Origin of the sequence: Streptomyces sp. SCL15-4 (assembly GCF_033366695.1) — a bacterium.
Classification (GTDB): domain Bacteria; phylum Actinomycetota; class Actinomycetes; order Streptomycetales; family Streptomycetaceae; genus Streptomyces.
In genome coordinates this window covers 3986746-4002329 of record NZ_JAOBTQ010000001.1, presented here as the reverse complement: position 1 = coordinate 4002329, position 15584 = coordinate 3986746, and the positions used below count along the sequence as shown (strand labels likewise).

Below are 15584 nucleotides of genomic sequence, written 5' to 3'. Positions count from 1 at the left end.
TGGTCGGCATGACGGACGTACGCGGCGCGCTGCTGCAGCAGATCAAGGACAAGGCCGTGGTGCACGGCAAGGTGACCCTCTCCTCCGGTCTGGAGGCCGACTACTACGTCGACCTGCGCCGCATCACCCTCGACGGCGAGGCCGCCCCGCTGGTCGGCCAGGTGCTGCTGGACCTGACCGCGGACCTGGAGTTCGACGCGGTCGGCGGGCTCACCATGGGCGCCGACCCGGTGGCCGCCGCCATGCTGCACGCCGCCGCCGCGCGCGGCCGCCGGCTCGACGCGTTCGTGGTCCGCAAGGCGGCCAAGGCGCACGGGCTCCAGCGGCGCGTCGAGGGCCCGGACATCGCGGGCCGCCGGGTCCTGGTGGTCGAGGACACCTCCACCACCGGCGGTTCCCCGCTGACCGCCGTCGAGGCCGTGCGGGAGGCCGGCGCGGAGGTCGTCGCCGTCGCCACGATCGTGGACCGGGCGACCGGAGCCGCAGAGAAGATCGAAGCGGGCGCGGGTGTTCCCTACCGGTTCGCCTTCTCGAAGGATGAACTGGGGCTGGACTGACGGTCCGGATTGACCTGGACTTGACCGGCACGTGGACCATCGGTTCATGTCTGGAAAGATGGGGCCGACGATGACGTCGCCCCCAAGGTCTAGGTCAGGGCCGTAACGCAGAACCCCTACCCGCAACACAAGGAGCGGACAGATGCCCATCGCAACCCCCGAGGTCTACAACGAGATGCTCGACCGGGCGAAGGCAGGCAAGTTCGCCTACCCGGCCATCAACGTGACCTCCACGCAGACCCTGAACGCGGCACTGCGCGGCTTCGCGGAGGCCGAGAGCGACGGCATCGTCCAGATCTCGACCGGCGGCGCGGAGTTCCTCGGCGGCCAGTACAGCAAGGACATGGTGACCGGCGCGGTCGCCCTCGCCGAGTTCGCGCACGTCATCGCCGAGAAGTACCCGGTCAACATCGCCCTGCACACGGACCACTGCCCGAAGGACAAGCTCGACGGGTACGTGCGTCCGCTGATCGCGCTGTCCAAGAAGCGCGTCGACGCCGGTCTCGGCCCGCTGTTCCAGTCGCACATGTGGGACGGCTCCGCCGAGACCCTCGCCGACAACCTGGAGATCGCGCAGGAGCTGCTGGCGCAGGCCCGCGCCGCCAAGATCATCCTCGAGGTGGAGATCACCCCCACCGGCGGCGAGGAGGACGGCGTCACCCACGAGATCAACGACGAGCTGTACACCACCGTCGACGACGCCATCCGCACCGCCGAGGCGCTGGGCCTGGGCGAGAAGGGCCGCTATCTGCTGGCCGCGTCCTTCGGCAACGTGCACGGCGTGTACAAGCCGGGCAACGTCGTCCTGCGCCCGGAGCTGCTGAAGGAGCTGAACGAGGGCGTCGCCGCCCGCTTCGGCAAGCAGTCCCCGTTCGACTTCGTCTTCCACGGCGGCTCCGGCTCCACCGAGCAGGAGATCCAGACCGCGCTGGAGAACGGCGTGGTGAAGATGAACATCGACACCGACACCCAGTACGCCTTCACGCGTCCGGTCGCCGCCCACATGTTCCAGAACTACGACGGCGTCCTGAAGGTCGACGGCGAGGTCGGCAACAAGAAGGCCTACGACCCGCGCACCTGGGGCAAGCTGGCCGAGGCGAGCATGGCCGCGCGCGTCGTCCAGGCCACGCAGCACCTGCGCTCGGCAGGCAACAAGATCAAGTAAGCGGTACCTGCGGGTACCTCCGGCGGGCCCGGCGGCTTCGTTGCCGCCGGGCCCGCCGTACGTCGTACGTTCCGGGCGGTGTCCGGCGACGCCGGCGTTCTCGCGTGCGGGCCGGCGCGGTGTCCGGCGCCCGCGGAGCCGCCCCACGCCGCCCCGCTCCCGTGGGCCACACTGGACGCATGTCGATTCATCAGAACCTCCTCGGCGGGCCGCCCCCGACCCACCTGCCCGACGACCCGGAGCCCCGCCAGGCCCTCGCCGCGGGCACCGCGCCGGCGGACGTCGCCGCCCGGCACCCCACCTCCTCCCTCGCCTGGGCCCAGCTCGCCGACGACGCGTTCGAGCGGGGCTCGGTCGTGGAGTCGTACGCCTACGCCCGTACGGGCTACCACCGCGGCCTGGACGCCCTGCGCCGCAACGGCTGGAAGGGGCACGGCCCGGTGCCGTGGGAGCACGAGCCGAACCGCGGCTTCCTGCGCGCCCTGCACGCCCTCGCCCGCGCCGCCCAGGCGATCGGCGAGCAGGAGGAGTACGAGCGCTGCTCCCAGTTCCTGACGGACTCTTCGCCGACGGCGGCCCAGACCCTGGGCTGAGCAGGACGGATGTCACCGGTGTGGCCCGTCTGGCAGCAGGCGGGCCTTGCCGTCCCCCGGGGCATTGCGGAGGATGGCGGGGTGGGGACCGGGGCCCCCGTGCCGGCATCGGCAGGGGCGGACCGCTACCCGGAGTAACACAGGAGACAGCGATGTCCCAACAGGCTCACCACCCTCATCAGGCCGCTGAGCCCGAGACCCCGAACCTGGATTTCGCGGGGACGACGCCGTACGAGGACTACGTCAAGGCCGACGTCCTCACCCACCTCCAGCGCACTCTCTCCGACGACCCCGGCGAAATGGTCTTCCTGGTGACCACCCAGGTCATGGAGTTGTGGTTCACGGTGCTCGTGCACGAGTGGGAGACGGCCGCCCGCGCGCTCCGCTCGGACGACGTACCGACCGCGCTCGCCGCGCTGAAACGTTCCGTACGCGAGCTGGAGGCCCTGAACGCCTCCTGGAGGCCGCTCGGGCAGCTGACCCCGGCCCAGTTCAACGCCTACCGCGGCGCGCTCGGCGAGGGCTCCGGCTTCCAGTCGGCGATGTACCGGCGCCTGGAGTTCCTGCTCGGCGAGAAGTCCGCCTCCATGCTCGTACCGCACCACGGCGCTCCGCGCGTGCACGCGGAACTGGAGAAGGCCCTGCACGAGCCGAGCTTGTACGACGAGGTGCTCCGGCTCCTCGCGCGCCGCGGCCACGCGATCCCGGACGCCGTTCTGCACCGGGACGTCTGCGCCCGGTACGAGCCCTCGGAGGCCGTGGAAGCCGCCTGGACCGCGATCTACGCGGGTGACGCGAGCGACGAACTCGCCCGTCTCGGCGAGGCGTTGACGGACGTCGCCGAGCTGGTGTGGCGCTGGCGCAACGACCACCTGGTCGCCACCCGGCGCGCGATGGGCGCCAAGCCCGGCACGGGCGGCTCGGCCGGCGTGGCCTGGCTGGAGAAGCGCGCCCGCAAGAACGTGTTCCCCGAGCTGTGGACGGCGAGGTCCCATGTCTGAGTTGCCCCTGCGCGCGGAGAAACTGGACGCGGAGGACGAACTCGCGTCCCTGCGCGACCGTTTCGTCCTCGACGACGCCGTGTACCTGGACGGCAACTCCCTGGGCGCCCTGCCCGCGCACGTTCCCGACCGGTTGGCGGACGTCGTCCGCCGCGAGTGGGGCGAACTGCGCATCCGCTCCTGGGAGGAGAGCGGCTGGTGGACGGCGCCCGAGCGGATCGGCGACCGGATCGCACCGCTGGTGGGCTCGGCGCCCGGCCGCATCGTCGTCGGCGACTCGACCAGCGTCAACGTCTTCAAGGCGCTCGTCGCGGCGGTCCGCATGGCCGGCGACGGCCGTGACGAACTCCTGGTCGACGCGACGACCTTCCCGACGGACGGCTACATCGCCGCCTCGGCGGCCCGCCTGACCGGCCGCACCCTGCGCGCGGTCACGCCGGACGAGGTGCCGGACGCGCTGACCGGGCGCACGGCCGCGGTGCTGCTCAACCACGTCGACTACCGCACCGGCCGGCTGCACGACCTCCCCGGGCTCACCGCCGCGATCCACGCCTCCGGCGCACTCGCCGTGTGGGACCTGTGCCACAGCGCGGGCGCGCTGCCGGTGGGCCTGGACGAGCACGGCGTGGACCTCGCGGTCGGCTGCACCTACAAGTACCTGAACGGCGGCCCGGGTTCGCCGGCGTACCTGTATGTGCGGGAGGAGCTGCAGGACCGCTTCGACTCCCCGCTGCCCGGCTGGAACTCCCACGCCGAGCCGTTCGGGATGAGTTCCGCCTACGCTCCGGCGCCGGGTGCCGTGCGCGGGCGGGTCGGCACGCCGGACATCCTCTCGCTGCTGGCGCTGGAGGCCGCCCTCGACGTCTGGGACGGGGTGTCCGTCGCCGCCGTCCGCGCCAAGTCGCTGGCGCTGACGGACTTCTTCCTGCGGTGCGTGGCCGCGTACACCGAGCCGGGCCGGGTGGAGTGCGTGACGCCCGAACGGCACGCTGAGCGGGGCAGCCAGATCGCGCTGCGCTGTCCCGACGCGGGCGAGGTGATGAAGCGCCTGATCGCCCGGGGCGTGGTCGGCGACTTCCGGCATCCCGACATCCTCCGCTTCGGCTTCACCCCGCTGTACGTCGGCTTCCGTGACGTGGAGCGGGCGGCTCGGGTGCTGGGGGAGGAGTTGGTCTAGGGAGCGGGAGCGGACGGGGGGCCGGGGCGGATGCGCGGGCCGGGGGCGGACGCGCGGGCCGGGGGCGGACGCGCGGGCCGGGGGGCGGACGCGGTGCGGGTGGTGCGGATGGTGCGGGTGCGCATCGGATGCGGTCCGGGCACGGGCCGTCGGTGGTGCGCGATGTACCCGTGTCCCCGCACGTCACCGGCCTGATACCGTCCCGGCCAACGGCCGTTTGCCTCCTGGTCCGCCACCCCTGTTACGCCGCTGAGAGGTTGAAGCATGCCGGACGACGCCGCAGCAGCCCGCGCCGCCGCCGAAGAGGAGTCGGCCCTCTCGCATCCGCCGGTCGACCCGGACGTCACCGCGGCGTACGGCGACCATCCCGACCAGGTGATCGACTTCTACGCCCCGCGCCCCGGCCCGGAGACCGCCGGCCCCATAGCCGCCGCCCCGCTGGTCGTCGTCCTGCACGGCGGTGCCTGGCGCGCCCGCTACGACCGACGCCATGTCACCCCGTTCGCCGACTTCCTGGCCCGCAGGGGCTTCGCGGTGGCCAACGTCGAGTACCGGCGGGGCGGGGCGGAAGACGGGACCGGCGGTGACGGTGGTGACGTCGGTGACGGCGCGGGAAGCGTGCCGCCCGCCGGCCGCTGGCCGGACACCTTCGACGACGTGGCGGCGGCCCTGGACGCCCTGCCCGCGCTGGTCCGTGCGGCGCTTCCGCAGGCGGACGCCCGCCGTACGGTGCTGACCGGGCACTCGGCGGGCGGCCACCTGGCGCTGTGGGCGGCGGCCCGGCACCTGCTGCCGGCGGACGCCCCGTGGCGCGTCGACCGTCCGGCGCCGCTGCGCGGTGTCGTGGCGCTCGCGCCGATCGCGGACTTCGAGGCGGCGGAGAAACTCGGGGTGTGCGACCACGCGGCGTGGCAGTTGCTGGGCGGCCAGGGCGGGTTCGCCGGGCGCCGTCCGTACGCGGACCCGGTGCTCCTGCTGCCGACGGGAATCGCCACGACGCTGGTCCAGGGCCGGGCGGACATCGTCGTGCCGCATCAGGTGGCCGAGTCGTACGCGGAGGCGGCGGCGAAGGCGGGGGAGGTGGCCGGGCTGACGCTGCTGGAGGACGTGGGCCACTTCCCGCTGATCGACCCGGCGGCGGACGCCTGCGCGGTGGTGGCGGAGGAGATCGCCCAACTCGCCTGGTAGTACCCGTAGTACCTGAGAGCTACGCGCCACAACAGCTCCCTGGCGGGACGCCGGCGACAGCCGGCGATCCGTAACTTCCTCGACAGTCGAGCCCGATGGCCGGGCGACCGAGAGGAAGCCACCATGGGGCACCACGCACGACCCACCACCCACCCGGACCCGCCAAGCGCGATCACCTCCGACGACGCCCACTCGCACCCGGCAACGAACCCCGTGCGGGCGGAAACCCCTCGCACGACGGACTCGCGGCCGCCGACGGTGACGGGGCTCTACGACAGCCACCCGCACCCGGCGACGCCGGTCGCACGGTCGGTGCGGGCTGTTCCGGCCGTGCGGGTGGAAGCCCGTTCCACCGCGCACCCGCAACCGCCGACGGGGATCGGGTCCCGCGAGGGCCACCCGCACCCGGCGACGGTGGCCGCACGGTCGGTGCGGGCGGGAAACACCCGCGCGCCGCGCCCCCATCCCCATGCGCGCCGCACCCCCCTCCGCGCCCTGCTCGCCGCCCTCCTCACCGCCGCCATAGTCATCCCCCTCGCGGGCGCGGCCCGCCCCGCCATCCCCGCTCCACCCCCCGCGCACCTCACGACCTCCCTCACCCCGGCCGCCCTCTCCTCCGCCTACGCGGCGAACAGGAAGAACGCCGCCGACGCCGCCCGCATGGCCGCCGCCCACGGCGACACGCGCCGCGCCGCCGCCGACCGTGCCCTCGCCGCTCCCGCCCGCCGCCTCCTCGCCTTCGACGGCCGGGGCAACGGCCAAGTCATCGAGGTGATGGGCGACTTGGCCCACGCCCGCCGCGTCGCCGTCCTGGTCCCCGGCTCGGACACCACCCTCGACACCTACCCCCGCTTCCACCGCGCCGCCGCGTCCCTGTACACGGCACTCACCCACCACCCCACCGAAGGCCGCACTCCCGAGAACACCCCCGTCGCCGTCATAGCCTGGCTCGGCTACGACACGCCGGCCACGGTCAGCACCACGGTGACCACCACCACCCGGGCCGACGAGGCCGCGCCGCGCCTCCGCGCCTTCGTCCGCCACCTGCGGACCGCCGCCCCCGCCGCCACCCACCTCACCCTCCTCTGCCACTCCTACGGCTCCGTGGTCTGCGGCCGAGCCGCCCCCGGCCTCGCCGCGGACGACATCGCGCTGATCGGCAGCCCCGGCACCGGCGCGGACTCCGCCGCCGACCTGCGCACCCGCGCCCGCGTCTGGGCGGCCCGCGGCAGCGACGACTGGGTGGCGCACGTCCCGCACATCCGGACCGGCCTGTTCGGCACCGGCACCACCGTCGGCTTCGGCACCGACCCCGTCTCCGCCGCCTTCGGCGCCCGGGTCTTCGACGCGGCCGGCGCCGACCACAGCGGCTACTTCACCCCGGGCTCGGCCTCCCTCGCCAACCTGGCCCGGATCACCCTCGGCGAGACCTCGGAGGTGACCGGTGACTGAGCACACCCCCCGGGCCCGCGCCCCGCGCCGCGCCCAGGACGCCCTCCGCGCGGCCGCCCGGCGCCTGGACGCCGCCACTCCCGCCTCCCGGGACCGCGCGGTGGACGCGCTGCGGGCCCTCGCGATCCTCGGTGTCGTCCTCGGCCACTGGCTGGTCACCGCCCTGGTCGCGCGGGACGGCGCCCTGCACACCGAGAGCCCGCTGCGCCACCAGCCCTGGCCGGCCCCGGTCTCCTGGCTGTTCCAGGCACTGGCCGTGCTCTTCCTGGTCGGCGGCCACGCGGCGACCCGGAGCCTGGCCGCGTCCCAGGCCCGAGGCGACTCCTACGGCCGCTGGCTGCGCGCCCGGCTGACCCGGCTGCTCCGCCCGGTCGCCGCCCTGGCCGCCCTGTGGTCGGTGACGACCGTTGCCCTGCTGCTCGGCGGCGCCCCTGCGGCCACCGTCCACAGCCTGGTGGAACTCGCGCTGTCCCCGCTGTGGTTCCTGCTGGTCCTCGCCGCGCTGACGGCCGCGACCCCGCTCGTCGCCCGGCTGAGCCCGCTCTGGCCGCTCGCCGTCGTCCTGCACGTGGACCTGCTCCGCTTCGGCCTGCACCTCGGCCCGTCCTGGCTCGGCTGGACCAACCTGGCCGCCGGGTGGCTGGTCCCCTACACCCTGGGCGCCGCATGGGCCCGGGGCGAGCTGCGCAGCCGCCGCGCGGCCCTGGTCCTGCTGCTCGGCGGTACGGCGGCCACGGCGCTCCTCGTCGGCTGCGCGGGCTATCCGGCGTCCATGGCAGGCGTTCCCGGCGGCGCGGTCTCCCATCTGGACCCGCCGACCCTGGCGGTCGTCACCTTCGGCCTGGCCCAGTGCGGTCTGGCGCTGCTGCTGCGCGACCGGCTGCGCCGCGCGACGGCCCGGCCCCTGGTCGGGGCGGCGGTGGCCCTGGTCAACCTCTCCGCGACGACGATCTTCCTCTGGCACCAGACGGCGATGGCGGCCACCACCGCCACCGGTCTCATGGCCGGCCGCCTGCCCGGTCTGCACACCGCTCCCGACTCCCCGCTCTGGGTGGCGTACCGCCTGGCCTGGCTGCCCGTGTTCGCGCTGGCGCTGGCCCTGTGCCTGGCGGCCTTCCGCCACCACGAGCGGGGCCCGCGCCGCCGGCCGTCGCGGGTGGTCCACCGGCATCTGCCGCCGACGAAGTCCCCGCACCATGCCTAAAGTTGATCTCGTGCAGCCCGAGGACCCGACCGCCGCCCCCGCCGAGGGCCCCCGCACCCCGCCCCGTGTCCCCGGCCGCCTGCGGACCTGGCTGGGCGAGGCCCCCACCCGGAACTCGCCCCCGTACTCCCGGTACCGCTGGGCCCGCCTGCTCACCTATGTCGTCCTCGGCTGGACCGCGCTGGTCATCGCCGTGGGCGGCGGCGCGGAGGTCTCCGGCTCCTACGGCATCGCCTTCCCCGTCGCCCTGATCACCACCGCCCTCCAGGCCGCCGCCCTCCTCCTGGCCGGCTGGCGGCCCGTCCCCGCCTGGGCGCTGTCCCTGGCCGCCGCCGCCGTCTCCGCCCTCCTCGCCCGCCCCCACCTGGCCGCCCTCCCGGCCCACGGCCCCGCCCCCAACTGGCCCTGGTCCACTCCCGCGCTGGTGGCCCACATAGCGGTCTTCCTGCTGCTCGCCCTGCGCGTCCGGCTGGCAGCCGTGGTGGCCGCGCTCGCCGTGACCACCGCGGTGACCTGGGCCCTCCAGGCCCTCATGGGAGCGGAGCACTACTCCGCCACCGGTCCGATGGCGGTCGCCCTGTGCGCCGTCACGGCCGTCACCGGCGCCGCCCTGCGCAGCCGGCAGGAGGCCCGCAGGGAACTGGTCCAGCAGACGACGATCAGCGTCGAGGAGCGGGCCCGCCGCACCCTGCTGGAGGAGCGCAGCCGGATCGCCCGCGAGCTGCACGACGTGGTCGCCCACCACATGTCGGTGATCTCCATCCAGGCCCAGGTCGCCCCGCACCTGGTGGAGAACCCGCCGCCGGAGCTGCTGGAGAACCTCTCCGGCATCCGCGGCAACGCGCTGGAGGCGCTGACCGAGCTGCGCCGGGTCCTCGGGGTGCTGCGGTCGGAGAACCCCGAGGACCCGGGCGGCCTGGCCGCCCCCGGCACCGGCGCGGCCCCGGACGCCCCCCAGCCCACCCTGGACCGGCTCGACGCGCTGATCGACAACACCCGCGCGGCCGGGCTGGACGTGACCGCCGAGGTCGTGGGCGGCACACGGCCGTACGCGCCGGGCGTGGAGCTGTCGGCGTACCGGATCGTGCAGGAGGCGCTGAGCAACGCCCTGCGGCACGCGCCCGGTTCCCGGGTGCGGGTCGAGGTCGGACACCTCCCGGACGGCCTGCGCCTGATGGTGCGCAACTCCCCGCCCGCGCACCCCGCCCCGTCCTCCCCGGGCGCCGGACACGGACTGCTCGGCATGCGCGAACGCGCCGCCATGCTCGGCGGCCGGCTCGTGGCGGGCGGCACCGGGGACGGCGGCTTCACCGTCACGGCCTTCCTCCCCGGGGACGTCCCGGGCCCGTCCGATAAGCGCCCGACAGGAGAACAGACTTCATGACGAGCGGTACCGGCAGCATCCGCGTCCTGATCGCCGACGACCAGCAGATGGTCCGGCAGGGCTTCACCGTGCTGCTCAACGCCCAGCCGGACATCGAGGTGGCCGGACAGGCCGTGGACGGCCGGGACGCGATCGCCCGGACGGCCGAACTGGCCCCGGACGTGGTGCTGATGGACATCCGGATGCCGGAGCTGGGCGGCATCGAGGCGACCCGCCGCATCACCGAGGACCATCCCGCCGTAAGAGTGCTGGTGCTGACCACGTTCGACCTGGACGAGTACGTGTACGACGCGCTGCGGGCGGGCGCCTCCGGCTTCCTGCTCAAGGACGCCTCCGCCGACCAGCTGGCCGAGGCGGTCCGGGTCGTGGCCGCCGGTGACGCCCTGCTCGCCCCCGGCATCACCCGGCGGCTCATCGCGGAGTTCTCCCGCCTGGACGGCAGCGGCCGGGCCCCGCTCAGGCGCCGCGTCGGCGAGCTGACCGAGCGGGAGACGGAGGTGCTGGCGCTGATCGCGCACGGCCTGTCGAACGCGGAGATCGCCGAGCGGCTGGTCGTGGCCGAGCAGACCGTGAAGACGCACGTGGGCCGGATCCTGGTGAAGCTGGGCCTGCGCGACCGCACCCAGGCCGCGGTGTACGCCTACGAGTCCGGCGTGGTCCGCCCCGGCGTCCGCTGACCCCGGACGGGCCGCGGCGACGCTGGCCACACCGGGGCGGGCCGGGCTAGCGTCCGTCCATGGCAGCTGCTGCGGACCACGTCTTCGACCCCTGGGACCCGGCGTTCGTCGCCGACCCGTATCCGGCCTACGCCGAGCTGCGCGCCCGCGGCCGGGTGATCCGGTACGAGCCGACCGACCAGTGGCTGGTCCCGCACCACGCGGACGTCTCGGCGCTGCTGCGGGACCGCCGGCTCGGCCGTACCTATCTGCACCGGTTCACGCACGAGGAGTTCGGCCGGACCCCGCCCCCGCCGGAGCACGAGCCCTTCCACACCCTCAACGACCACGGGATGCTCGACCTGGAGCCGCCGGACCACACCCGGATCCGGCGCCTGGTGTCGAAGGCGTTCACCCCGCGCACGGTGGAGCGGCTCGCGCCGTACGTGCACGGGCTGGCGAACGAGCTGGTGGCCGCCCTGGTCGCGGACGGCGGCGGCGATCTGCTGACGGACGTGGCGGAACCCCTGCCGGTCGCGGTGATCGCCGAGCTGCTCGGCATCCCGGCGGCGGACCGGGCGCTGCTGCGGCCGTGGTCGGCGGCCATCTGCGGGATGTACGAGCTGAACCCGTCCGAGGAGACGGCGGCCCGGGCGGTGCGGGCGTCGGTGGAGTTCTCCGACTACCTCCGGGAACTGATCGCGGCCCGCCGCGCCGAGCCCGGCGAGGACCTGGTCTCCGCCCTGATCGCGGCCCACGACGAGGGCGACCGCCTCACCGGGCAGGAGCTGGTCTCCACGGTGGTGCTGCTGCTGAACGCGGGCCACGAGGCGACCGTCAACGCCACGGTGAACGGCTGGTACGCCCTGTTCCGCCATCCCGGCCGGCTCGCGGCCCTGCGCGCCGACCACAGCCTCGTCCCGTCCGCCGTGGAGGAGCTGCTGCGCTACGACACCCCGCTCCAGCTCTTCGAACGCTGGGTCCTGGACGACATCGAGATCGGCGGCACGACGGTCCCGAGGGGCGCCGAGGTGGCCCTGCTCTTCGGCTCCGCCAACCACGACCCGGCCGTCTTCGCCGACCCCGGCCGCCTGGACCTGGCCCGCCGGGACAACCCGCACATCTCCTTCGGCGCCGGCATCCACTACTGCGTCGGTGCCGCCCTGGCCCGTGTCGAGCTGGCCGCCTCCCTGACGGCCCTGCTGGAGCGGGCGCCCACGCTGGCCCTCGCGGCGGAGCCGGAACGCCGCCCGAACTTCGTGATCAGGGGGCTGCGGGGGCTCGCCGTGGAGGTGCGGTGAGCCGTGGCGGCGTTCAGTGCCCGGCGGGCAGGACAAGGCTCCAGGCGCCCTCCGCCACCCGCCAGCTCCGCCGGCGCACCGGACCCGACACCACGGCGTCCGCCCGGTAGCGGAACTCCGCCCCGGTGACCGTCACCGTGCGGCCGGCGGCCAGCAGCGGGGTCGCCTCCGCGCCCACGGACATCGGCCGGACCTCCACCGAGGCCATCCCGGCCGTGCCCGGCGTCACCGACACCGCCTCCACCGGCTGGTCCGTGTCGACCACCGGCTGCCCGTCGACCTCCACCCGCAGCCGGGCCGCGCTCGGCGCCGGCACGGTGGCCGGCCGGGCCGGGCGGGCGGCGAGCGTGCGGACCAGCGAGCGGTACCAGGGCCGGCCCGCGGAGATGGGCACCGGTGCGGCGGCGGGCGGCCGCACCGGCGCCGAGGGGATGCGCAGCGCGCCCAGCACCACGTCGTCACCGTCGTCGACCAGCAGGTCCAGCCGCCGCGCCGTACCGTCCAGCACCGCCCGTGCCGCCGCCACCGCGCCGCCGGGCACCCCGAGGGACTCGGCGAGCGAGGTGTCCCCGACCGGGACCACCGACAGCGCGCACCCGCCCAGCTCCCCCTGCCGGTGCAGCAGGGCGACGGCCCGCGCCAGGGCCCGGCCGTCGCCCACCACGACCGGCCGCCGCGACCCCCTGCGGCCCAGGGCGCGGGCGAATTCCTCGGGGTCGTCCGGCAGACAGAGCTTGGCCGCCGCACCCGCGCTGAGCACGTCTTTCGCGATCCGTACGGACTCCCCGTCCGCCTGTCGTGCCGCCGGATCGATGATCACCAGCAGCTGTTCGGACATCGCGGAAGTCGCCACCTCGGTCCTGCCTCGCTTCCTCGGGTAGCATCTTTGTGCAAGAGCCCCTTGCGCTATTGCGCCAGGGGCTTCGTCTATTCCGGGGCATCCGGTCCGACGGTTGTGCGACCGACGACGGTCGCGGTGGTACGCGGCGGTGAACGTTACGCCCATGCCCCCGACCTTGGACATGCCCCGCCCGGAAGGGGTGTACGCGCGTGCCCGCACTTGTGCTGCTCGGTGCTCAGTGGGGTGACGAAGGCAAGGGAAAGGCGACGGATCTCCTCGGTGGTTCCGTCGATTACGTGGTGCGTTATCAGGGCGGCAACAACGCCGGCCACACGGTTGTCGTGGGCGACCAGAAGTACGCACTGCACCTGCTCCCTTCCGGAATCCTGTCGCCCGGCTGTACGCCGGTCATCGGCAACGGTGTCGTCGTCGACCCGTCGGTCCTGCTCTCCGAGCTGAGCGGTCTGAACGAGCGTGGCGTCGACACGTCCAAGCTCCTGATCAGCGGTAACGCGCACGTCATCACGCCGTACAACGTGACCGTCGACAAGGTGACGGAGCGTTTCCTCGGCAAGCGCAAGATCGGTACGACCGGCCGCGGCATCGGCCCGACCTACGCGGACAAGATCAACCGCGTGGGCATCCGGGTCCAGGACCTGTACGACGAGTCGATCCTCCAGCAGAAGGTGGAGGCGGCGCTCGACGTCAAGAACCAGATCCTGACCAAGCTGTACAACCGGCGCGCGATCGCCGCGGACCAGGTGGTCGAGGAGCTGCTGGGCTACGCCGAGCAGATCCGGCCGTACGTCGCCGACACGGTGCTGGTCCTGAACCAGGCCCTGGAGGACGACAAGGTCGTGCTCTTCGAGGGCGGCCAGGGCACGCTGCTGGACATCGACCACGGCACCTATCCCTTCGTGACCTCCTCGAACCCGACGGCGGGCGGCGCCTGCACGGGCGCGGGCGTGGGCCCGACGAAGATCAGCCGTGTGATCGGCATCCTGAAGGCCTACACCACCCGTGTGGGCGCGGGCCCGTTCCCCACGGAGCTGTTCGACGAGGACGGCGAGGCGCTGCGCCGCATCGGCGGCGAGCGGGGCGTCACCACCGGCCGGGACCGCCGCTGCGGCTGGTTCGACGCGGTCATCGCCCGCTACGCCACCCGCGTCAACGGCCTGACCGACTTCTTCCTGACCAAGCTCGACGTCCTCACCGGCTGGGAGCAGATCCCGGTCTGCGTGGCCTACGAGATCGACGGCAAGCGCGTCGAGGAGCTGCCCTACTCGCAGACGGACTTCCACCACGCGAAGCCGGTCTACGAGATGCTGCCGGGCTGGAGCGAGGACATCAGCAAGGCGAAGTCCTTCTCCGACCTCCCGAAGAACGCCCAGAGCTACGTCAAGGCGCTGGAGGAGATGTCCGGCGCCCCGATCTCCGCGATCGGCGTGGGCCCGGGCCGCGACGAGACGATCGAGATCAACTCGTTCCTGTAGAGCGGGCGCCGCTCGTGGGACGCCCTGTCGGTCCGGCCGGCAGGGCGTCCGCCGTTTTTCCGCGGCTCAGCTGAAGACGATCATCGAGCCCTGGGCGAGGGAGCGGGTGGCGGCCGCGTGGAGGCCGAGCCAGACGTGGCGTTCCCGGGCGAAGGGGCTGGGGTCGTAGGGGGCCGGGACCGCCGGTTCCTCCAGCTCCGTGGGGGCCGGGGGCGGGGCGGGGGCGGCCGGGGGGTTGGCGGGGTCTATGCCGATCGCGGGAGCCACGTGCTGCAGTTCCCGCAGCAGGGCCTGCGAGGAGCCCAAGGGGCCGCCGCCCGCCAGGAGTTCGTCGTTGGACAGCGGGTGCGGGAAGTCCACGGGGACGTAGGCGCCCGCGTGGTCGTAGTGCCAGACCAGGTGCGACTGCTGGGCCGTCGTCTCGAACATCTCCAGCAACTGCTCGTAGTCGCCGCCGAGTTCGTCCACCGGCGTCACCGGCAGGCCGCAGACCTGGAGCAGGTGGGCGCGGCGCAGGAAGTGCAGGGCGTCGTAGTCGAAACCGGCGACCGGGGCGACGTCGCCGGACAGGCCCGGCATGTACTGGTACACCGGCACCGGCGGCAGGCCGGCCTCGGCCAGCGCCTTGTCGTACTGCGCGAGTTCCTCGGCGAAGGGGTTGTCCGGGGTGTGGCACAACACGTCCACGAGCGGTACCAGCCACAGGTCACAGGCCAAAGAAGGCTCCTCGCATCGGCGGGTGCGCCGTCACGCACGGCAGCGGGTGGTCAGGGAAGGGTAGTCGCTCGGGCCCCGGGGCGCTGCCCCGTGGGCCCGTATCGGTCGTCTACCCGGCCGCCAGGTGTTCCAGCAGTGCCAGCGAGTGCGCGCTCGAGTCGGCGACGAGCGCGCGGGCCGTCTCCGCCTCGCGCCGGGCCAGCGCGTCGACCAGCTCGGTGTGCCGGTCCCACAGCCGGCCGCGCAGATCGGGCAGGCGCAGCAGGTGCTGCACGGCGCAGACCCAGGACTGCACGCGCAGCCGGTGCAGGAAGTCGCCGAGGTAGGGGTTGCCGAACAGGGCGCTCAGCTCGCGCCAGAAGCGCAGGTCGTAGCCGATGAGGACGGTCAGGTCGCCGGCCGTCGCCGCCCGCTGGGCCTCCTCGCCGCGGCGGCGCACGGTGGCCAGGGCCGCGCCGGTGCGGGGGTCCTCCGGCGGAGTGCGGAAGGCGGGATGGCCCGCGGTGAGGACCTGGAACATGCCGTCGGTGACCAGGCCGCGGGCCTCGATCATGTGCCGGTAGTCGGTGACCGAGTACTCCGGCACGCGGAAGCCGCGGTGCTGGTCGGCCTCCAGGATGCCCTGCGCGGACAGGTCGACCAGCGCCTCGCGGACCGGGGTGGCGGAGACGCCGTACTGGTCGGCTATCTCCTTGACCGTGAACGCCCGGCCCGGGCGCAGCCGTCCCGCCAGCACCTCGTCACGGAGCGCGTCCGCGATCTGCTGGCGCAGGGTGCTGCGCGTCACGGGGCCGTTTCCGGGCATGCTCCGTGCCTCTCCTCACACGTCCGGGTGCGGTGCTCGTACGGACCCGC

The 15584-nt window shown here is 73.9% G+C and carries 15 protein-coding genes; 12 read left to right on the top strand and 3 right to left on the bottom strand.

Features of this window, described 5'->3' with window-relative positions; genetic code table 11:
• Positions 1-8: 8 nt before the first annotated feature.
• The 11 genes from pyrE to SCK26_RS17380 all read left to right on the top strand — a co-directional run bounded on the left by pyrE (position 9) and on the right by SCK26_RS17380 (position 11678).
• Positions 9-557: an orotate phosphoribosyltransferase gene (gene pyrE / locus SCK26_RS17430; protein ID WP_189981938.1), complete on the top strand. Its 549-nt coding sequence runs from the start codon at positions 9-11 to the stop codon at positions 555-557.
• 142 nt (positions 558-699) lie between these two features.
• A complete protein-coding gene (gene fbaA / locus SCK26_RS17425) occupies positions 700-1722 on the top strand; it encodes a class II fructose-bisphosphate aldolase (RefSeq protein ID WP_318202230.1) in 1023 nt (340 codons plus the stop codon).
• Between the two features lie 179 nt (positions 1723-1901).
• Entirely contained in the window at positions 1902-2315 is a 414-nt protein-coding gene (locus SCK26_RS17420) for a DUF3151 domain-containing protein (RefSeq protein ID WP_318202229.1), read from the top strand.
• Between the two features lie 152 nt (positions 2316-2467).
• Complete coding sequence (locus tag SCK26_RS17415) at positions 2468-3316, top strand: tryptophan 2,3-dioxygenase family protein (RefSeq protein WP_318202228.1); 849 nt, start codon at positions 2468-2470, stop codon at positions 3314-3316.
• Positions 3309-4493, top strand: coding sequence for a kynureninase (kynU, locus tag SCK26_RS17410; protein ID WP_318202227.1), 1185 nt, complete (start codon positions 3309-3311; stop codon positions 4491-4493). The genes SCK26_RS17415 and kynU overlap by 8 nt, the downstream gene beginning before the upstream one ends.
• A gap of 264 nt (positions 4494-4757) precedes the next feature.
• Entirely contained in the window at positions 4758-5681 is a 924-nt protein-coding gene (locus SCK26_RS17405; RefSeq protein WP_318202226.1) for an alpha/beta hydrolase, read from the top strand.
• Between the two features lie 123 nt (positions 5682-5804).
• Positions 5805-7133, top strand: coding sequence for an alpha/beta hydrolase (locus SCK26_RS17400; protein WP_412080756.1), 1329 nt, complete (start codon positions 5805-5807; stop codon positions 7131-7133).
• A complete protein-coding gene (locus SCK26_RS17395) occupies positions 7126-8337 on the top strand; it encodes an acyltransferase family protein (protein WP_318202225.1) in 1212 nt (403 codons plus the stop codon). Before SCK26_RS17400 ends, SCK26_RS17395 begins: the two co-directional genes overlap by 8 nt.
• Complete coding sequence (locus SCK26_RS17390) at positions 8330-9721, top strand: sensor histidine kinase (RefSeq protein ID WP_412080755.1); 1392 nt, start codon at positions 8330-8332, stop codon at positions 9719-9721. Before SCK26_RS17395 ends, SCK26_RS17390 begins: the two co-directional genes overlap by 8 nt.
• Positions 9718-10398, top strand: a complete 681-nt coding sequence (locus SCK26_RS17385) for a response regulator transcription factor (RefSeq protein ID WP_318202223.1) — start codon at positions 9718-9720, stop codon at positions 10396-10398. The genes SCK26_RS17390 and SCK26_RS17385 overlap by 4 nt, the downstream gene beginning before the upstream one ends.
• A gap of 59 nt (positions 10399-10457) precedes the next feature.
• The gene (locus SCK26_RS17380) at positions 10458-11678 is read left to right on the top strand and encodes a cytochrome P450 (RefSeq protein WP_318202222.1); all 1221 of its coding nucleotides are present in this window, start codon (positions 10458-10460) and stop codon (positions 11676-11678) included.
• Positions 11679-11691: 13 nt separating this feature from the next.
• Here SCK26_RS17380 and SCK26_RS17375 read toward each other — a convergent pair whose 3' ends face one another.
• The gene (locus SCK26_RS17375) at positions 11692-12516 is read right to left on the bottom strand and encodes a diacylglycerol kinase (protein WP_318202221.1); all 825 of its coding nucleotides are present in this window, start codon (positions 12514-12516) and stop codon (positions 11692-11694) included.
• Positions 12517-12728: 212 nt separating this feature from the next.
• Here SCK26_RS17375 and SCK26_RS17370 point away from each other — a divergent pair, with 212 nt between their 5' ends.
• The gene (locus tag SCK26_RS17370) at positions 12729-14012 is read left to right on the top strand and encodes an adenylosuccinate synthase (protein ID WP_318202220.1); all 1284 of its coding nucleotides are present in this window, start codon (positions 12729-12731) and stop codon (positions 14010-14012) included.
• Between the two features lie 66 nt (positions 14013-14078).
• Here the strand turns inward: SCK26_RS17370 and SCK26_RS17365 are convergent, their stop codons facing one another.
• Entirely contained in the window at positions 14079-14729 is a 651-nt protein-coding gene (locus tag SCK26_RS17365) for a hypothetical protein (RefSeq protein ID WP_318202219.1), read from the bottom strand.
• A gap of 109 nt (positions 14730-14838) precedes the next feature.
• Entirely contained in the window at positions 14839-15534 is a 696-nt protein-coding gene (locus SCK26_RS17360) for a GntR family transcriptional regulator (RefSeq protein ID WP_318202218.1), read from the bottom strand.
• Between the last annotated feature and the right edge of the window lie 50 nt (positions 15535-15584).

Coding starts and splice junctions, on each gene's coding strand:
- pyrE (WP_189981938.1), top strand. CDS start 9: ATGACGGACGTACGCGGCGCGCTGCTGCAGCAGATCAAGGACAAGGCC.
- fbaA (WP_318202230.1), top strand. CDS start 700: ATGCCCATCGCAACCCCCGAGGTCTACAACGAGATGCTCGACCGGGCG.
- SCK26_RS17420 (WP_318202229.1), top strand. CDS start 1,902: ATGTCGATTCATCAGAACCTCCTCGGCGGGCCGCCCCCGACCCACCTG.
- SCK26_RS17415 (WP_318202228.1), top strand. CDS start 2,468: ATGTCCCAACAGGCTCACCACCCTCATCAGGCCGCTGAGCCCGAGACC.
- kynU (WP_318202227.1), top strand. CDS start 3,309: ATGTCTGAGTTGCCCCTGCGCGCGGAGAAACTGGACGCGGAGGACGAA.
- SCK26_RS17405 (WP_318202226.1), top strand. CDS start 4,758: ATGCCGGACGACGCCGCAGCAGCCCGCGCCGCCGCCGAAGAGGAGTCG.
- SCK26_RS17400 (WP_412080756.1), top strand. CDS start 5,805: ATGGGGCACCACGCACGACCCACCACCCACCCGGACCCGCCAAGCGCG.
- SCK26_RS17390 (WP_412080755.1), top strand. CDS start 8,330: ATGCCTAAAGTTGATCTCGTGCAGCCCGAGGACCCGACCGCCGCCCCC.
- SCK26_RS17385 (WP_318202223.1), top strand. CDS start 9,718: ATGACGAGCGGTACCGGCAGCATCCGCGTCCTGATCGCCGACGACCAG.
- SCK26_RS17380 (WP_318202222.1), top strand. CDS start 10,458: ATGGCAGCTGCTGCGGACCACGTCTTCGACCCCTGGGACCCGGCGTTC.
- SCK26_RS17375 (WP_318202221.1), bottom strand. CDS start 12,516: ATGTCCGAACAGCTGCTGGTGATCATCGATCCGGCGGCACGACAGGCG.
- SCK26_RS17360 (WP_318202218.1), bottom strand. CDS start 15,534: ATGCCCGGAAACGGCCCCGTGACGCGCAGCACCCTGCGCCAGCAGATC.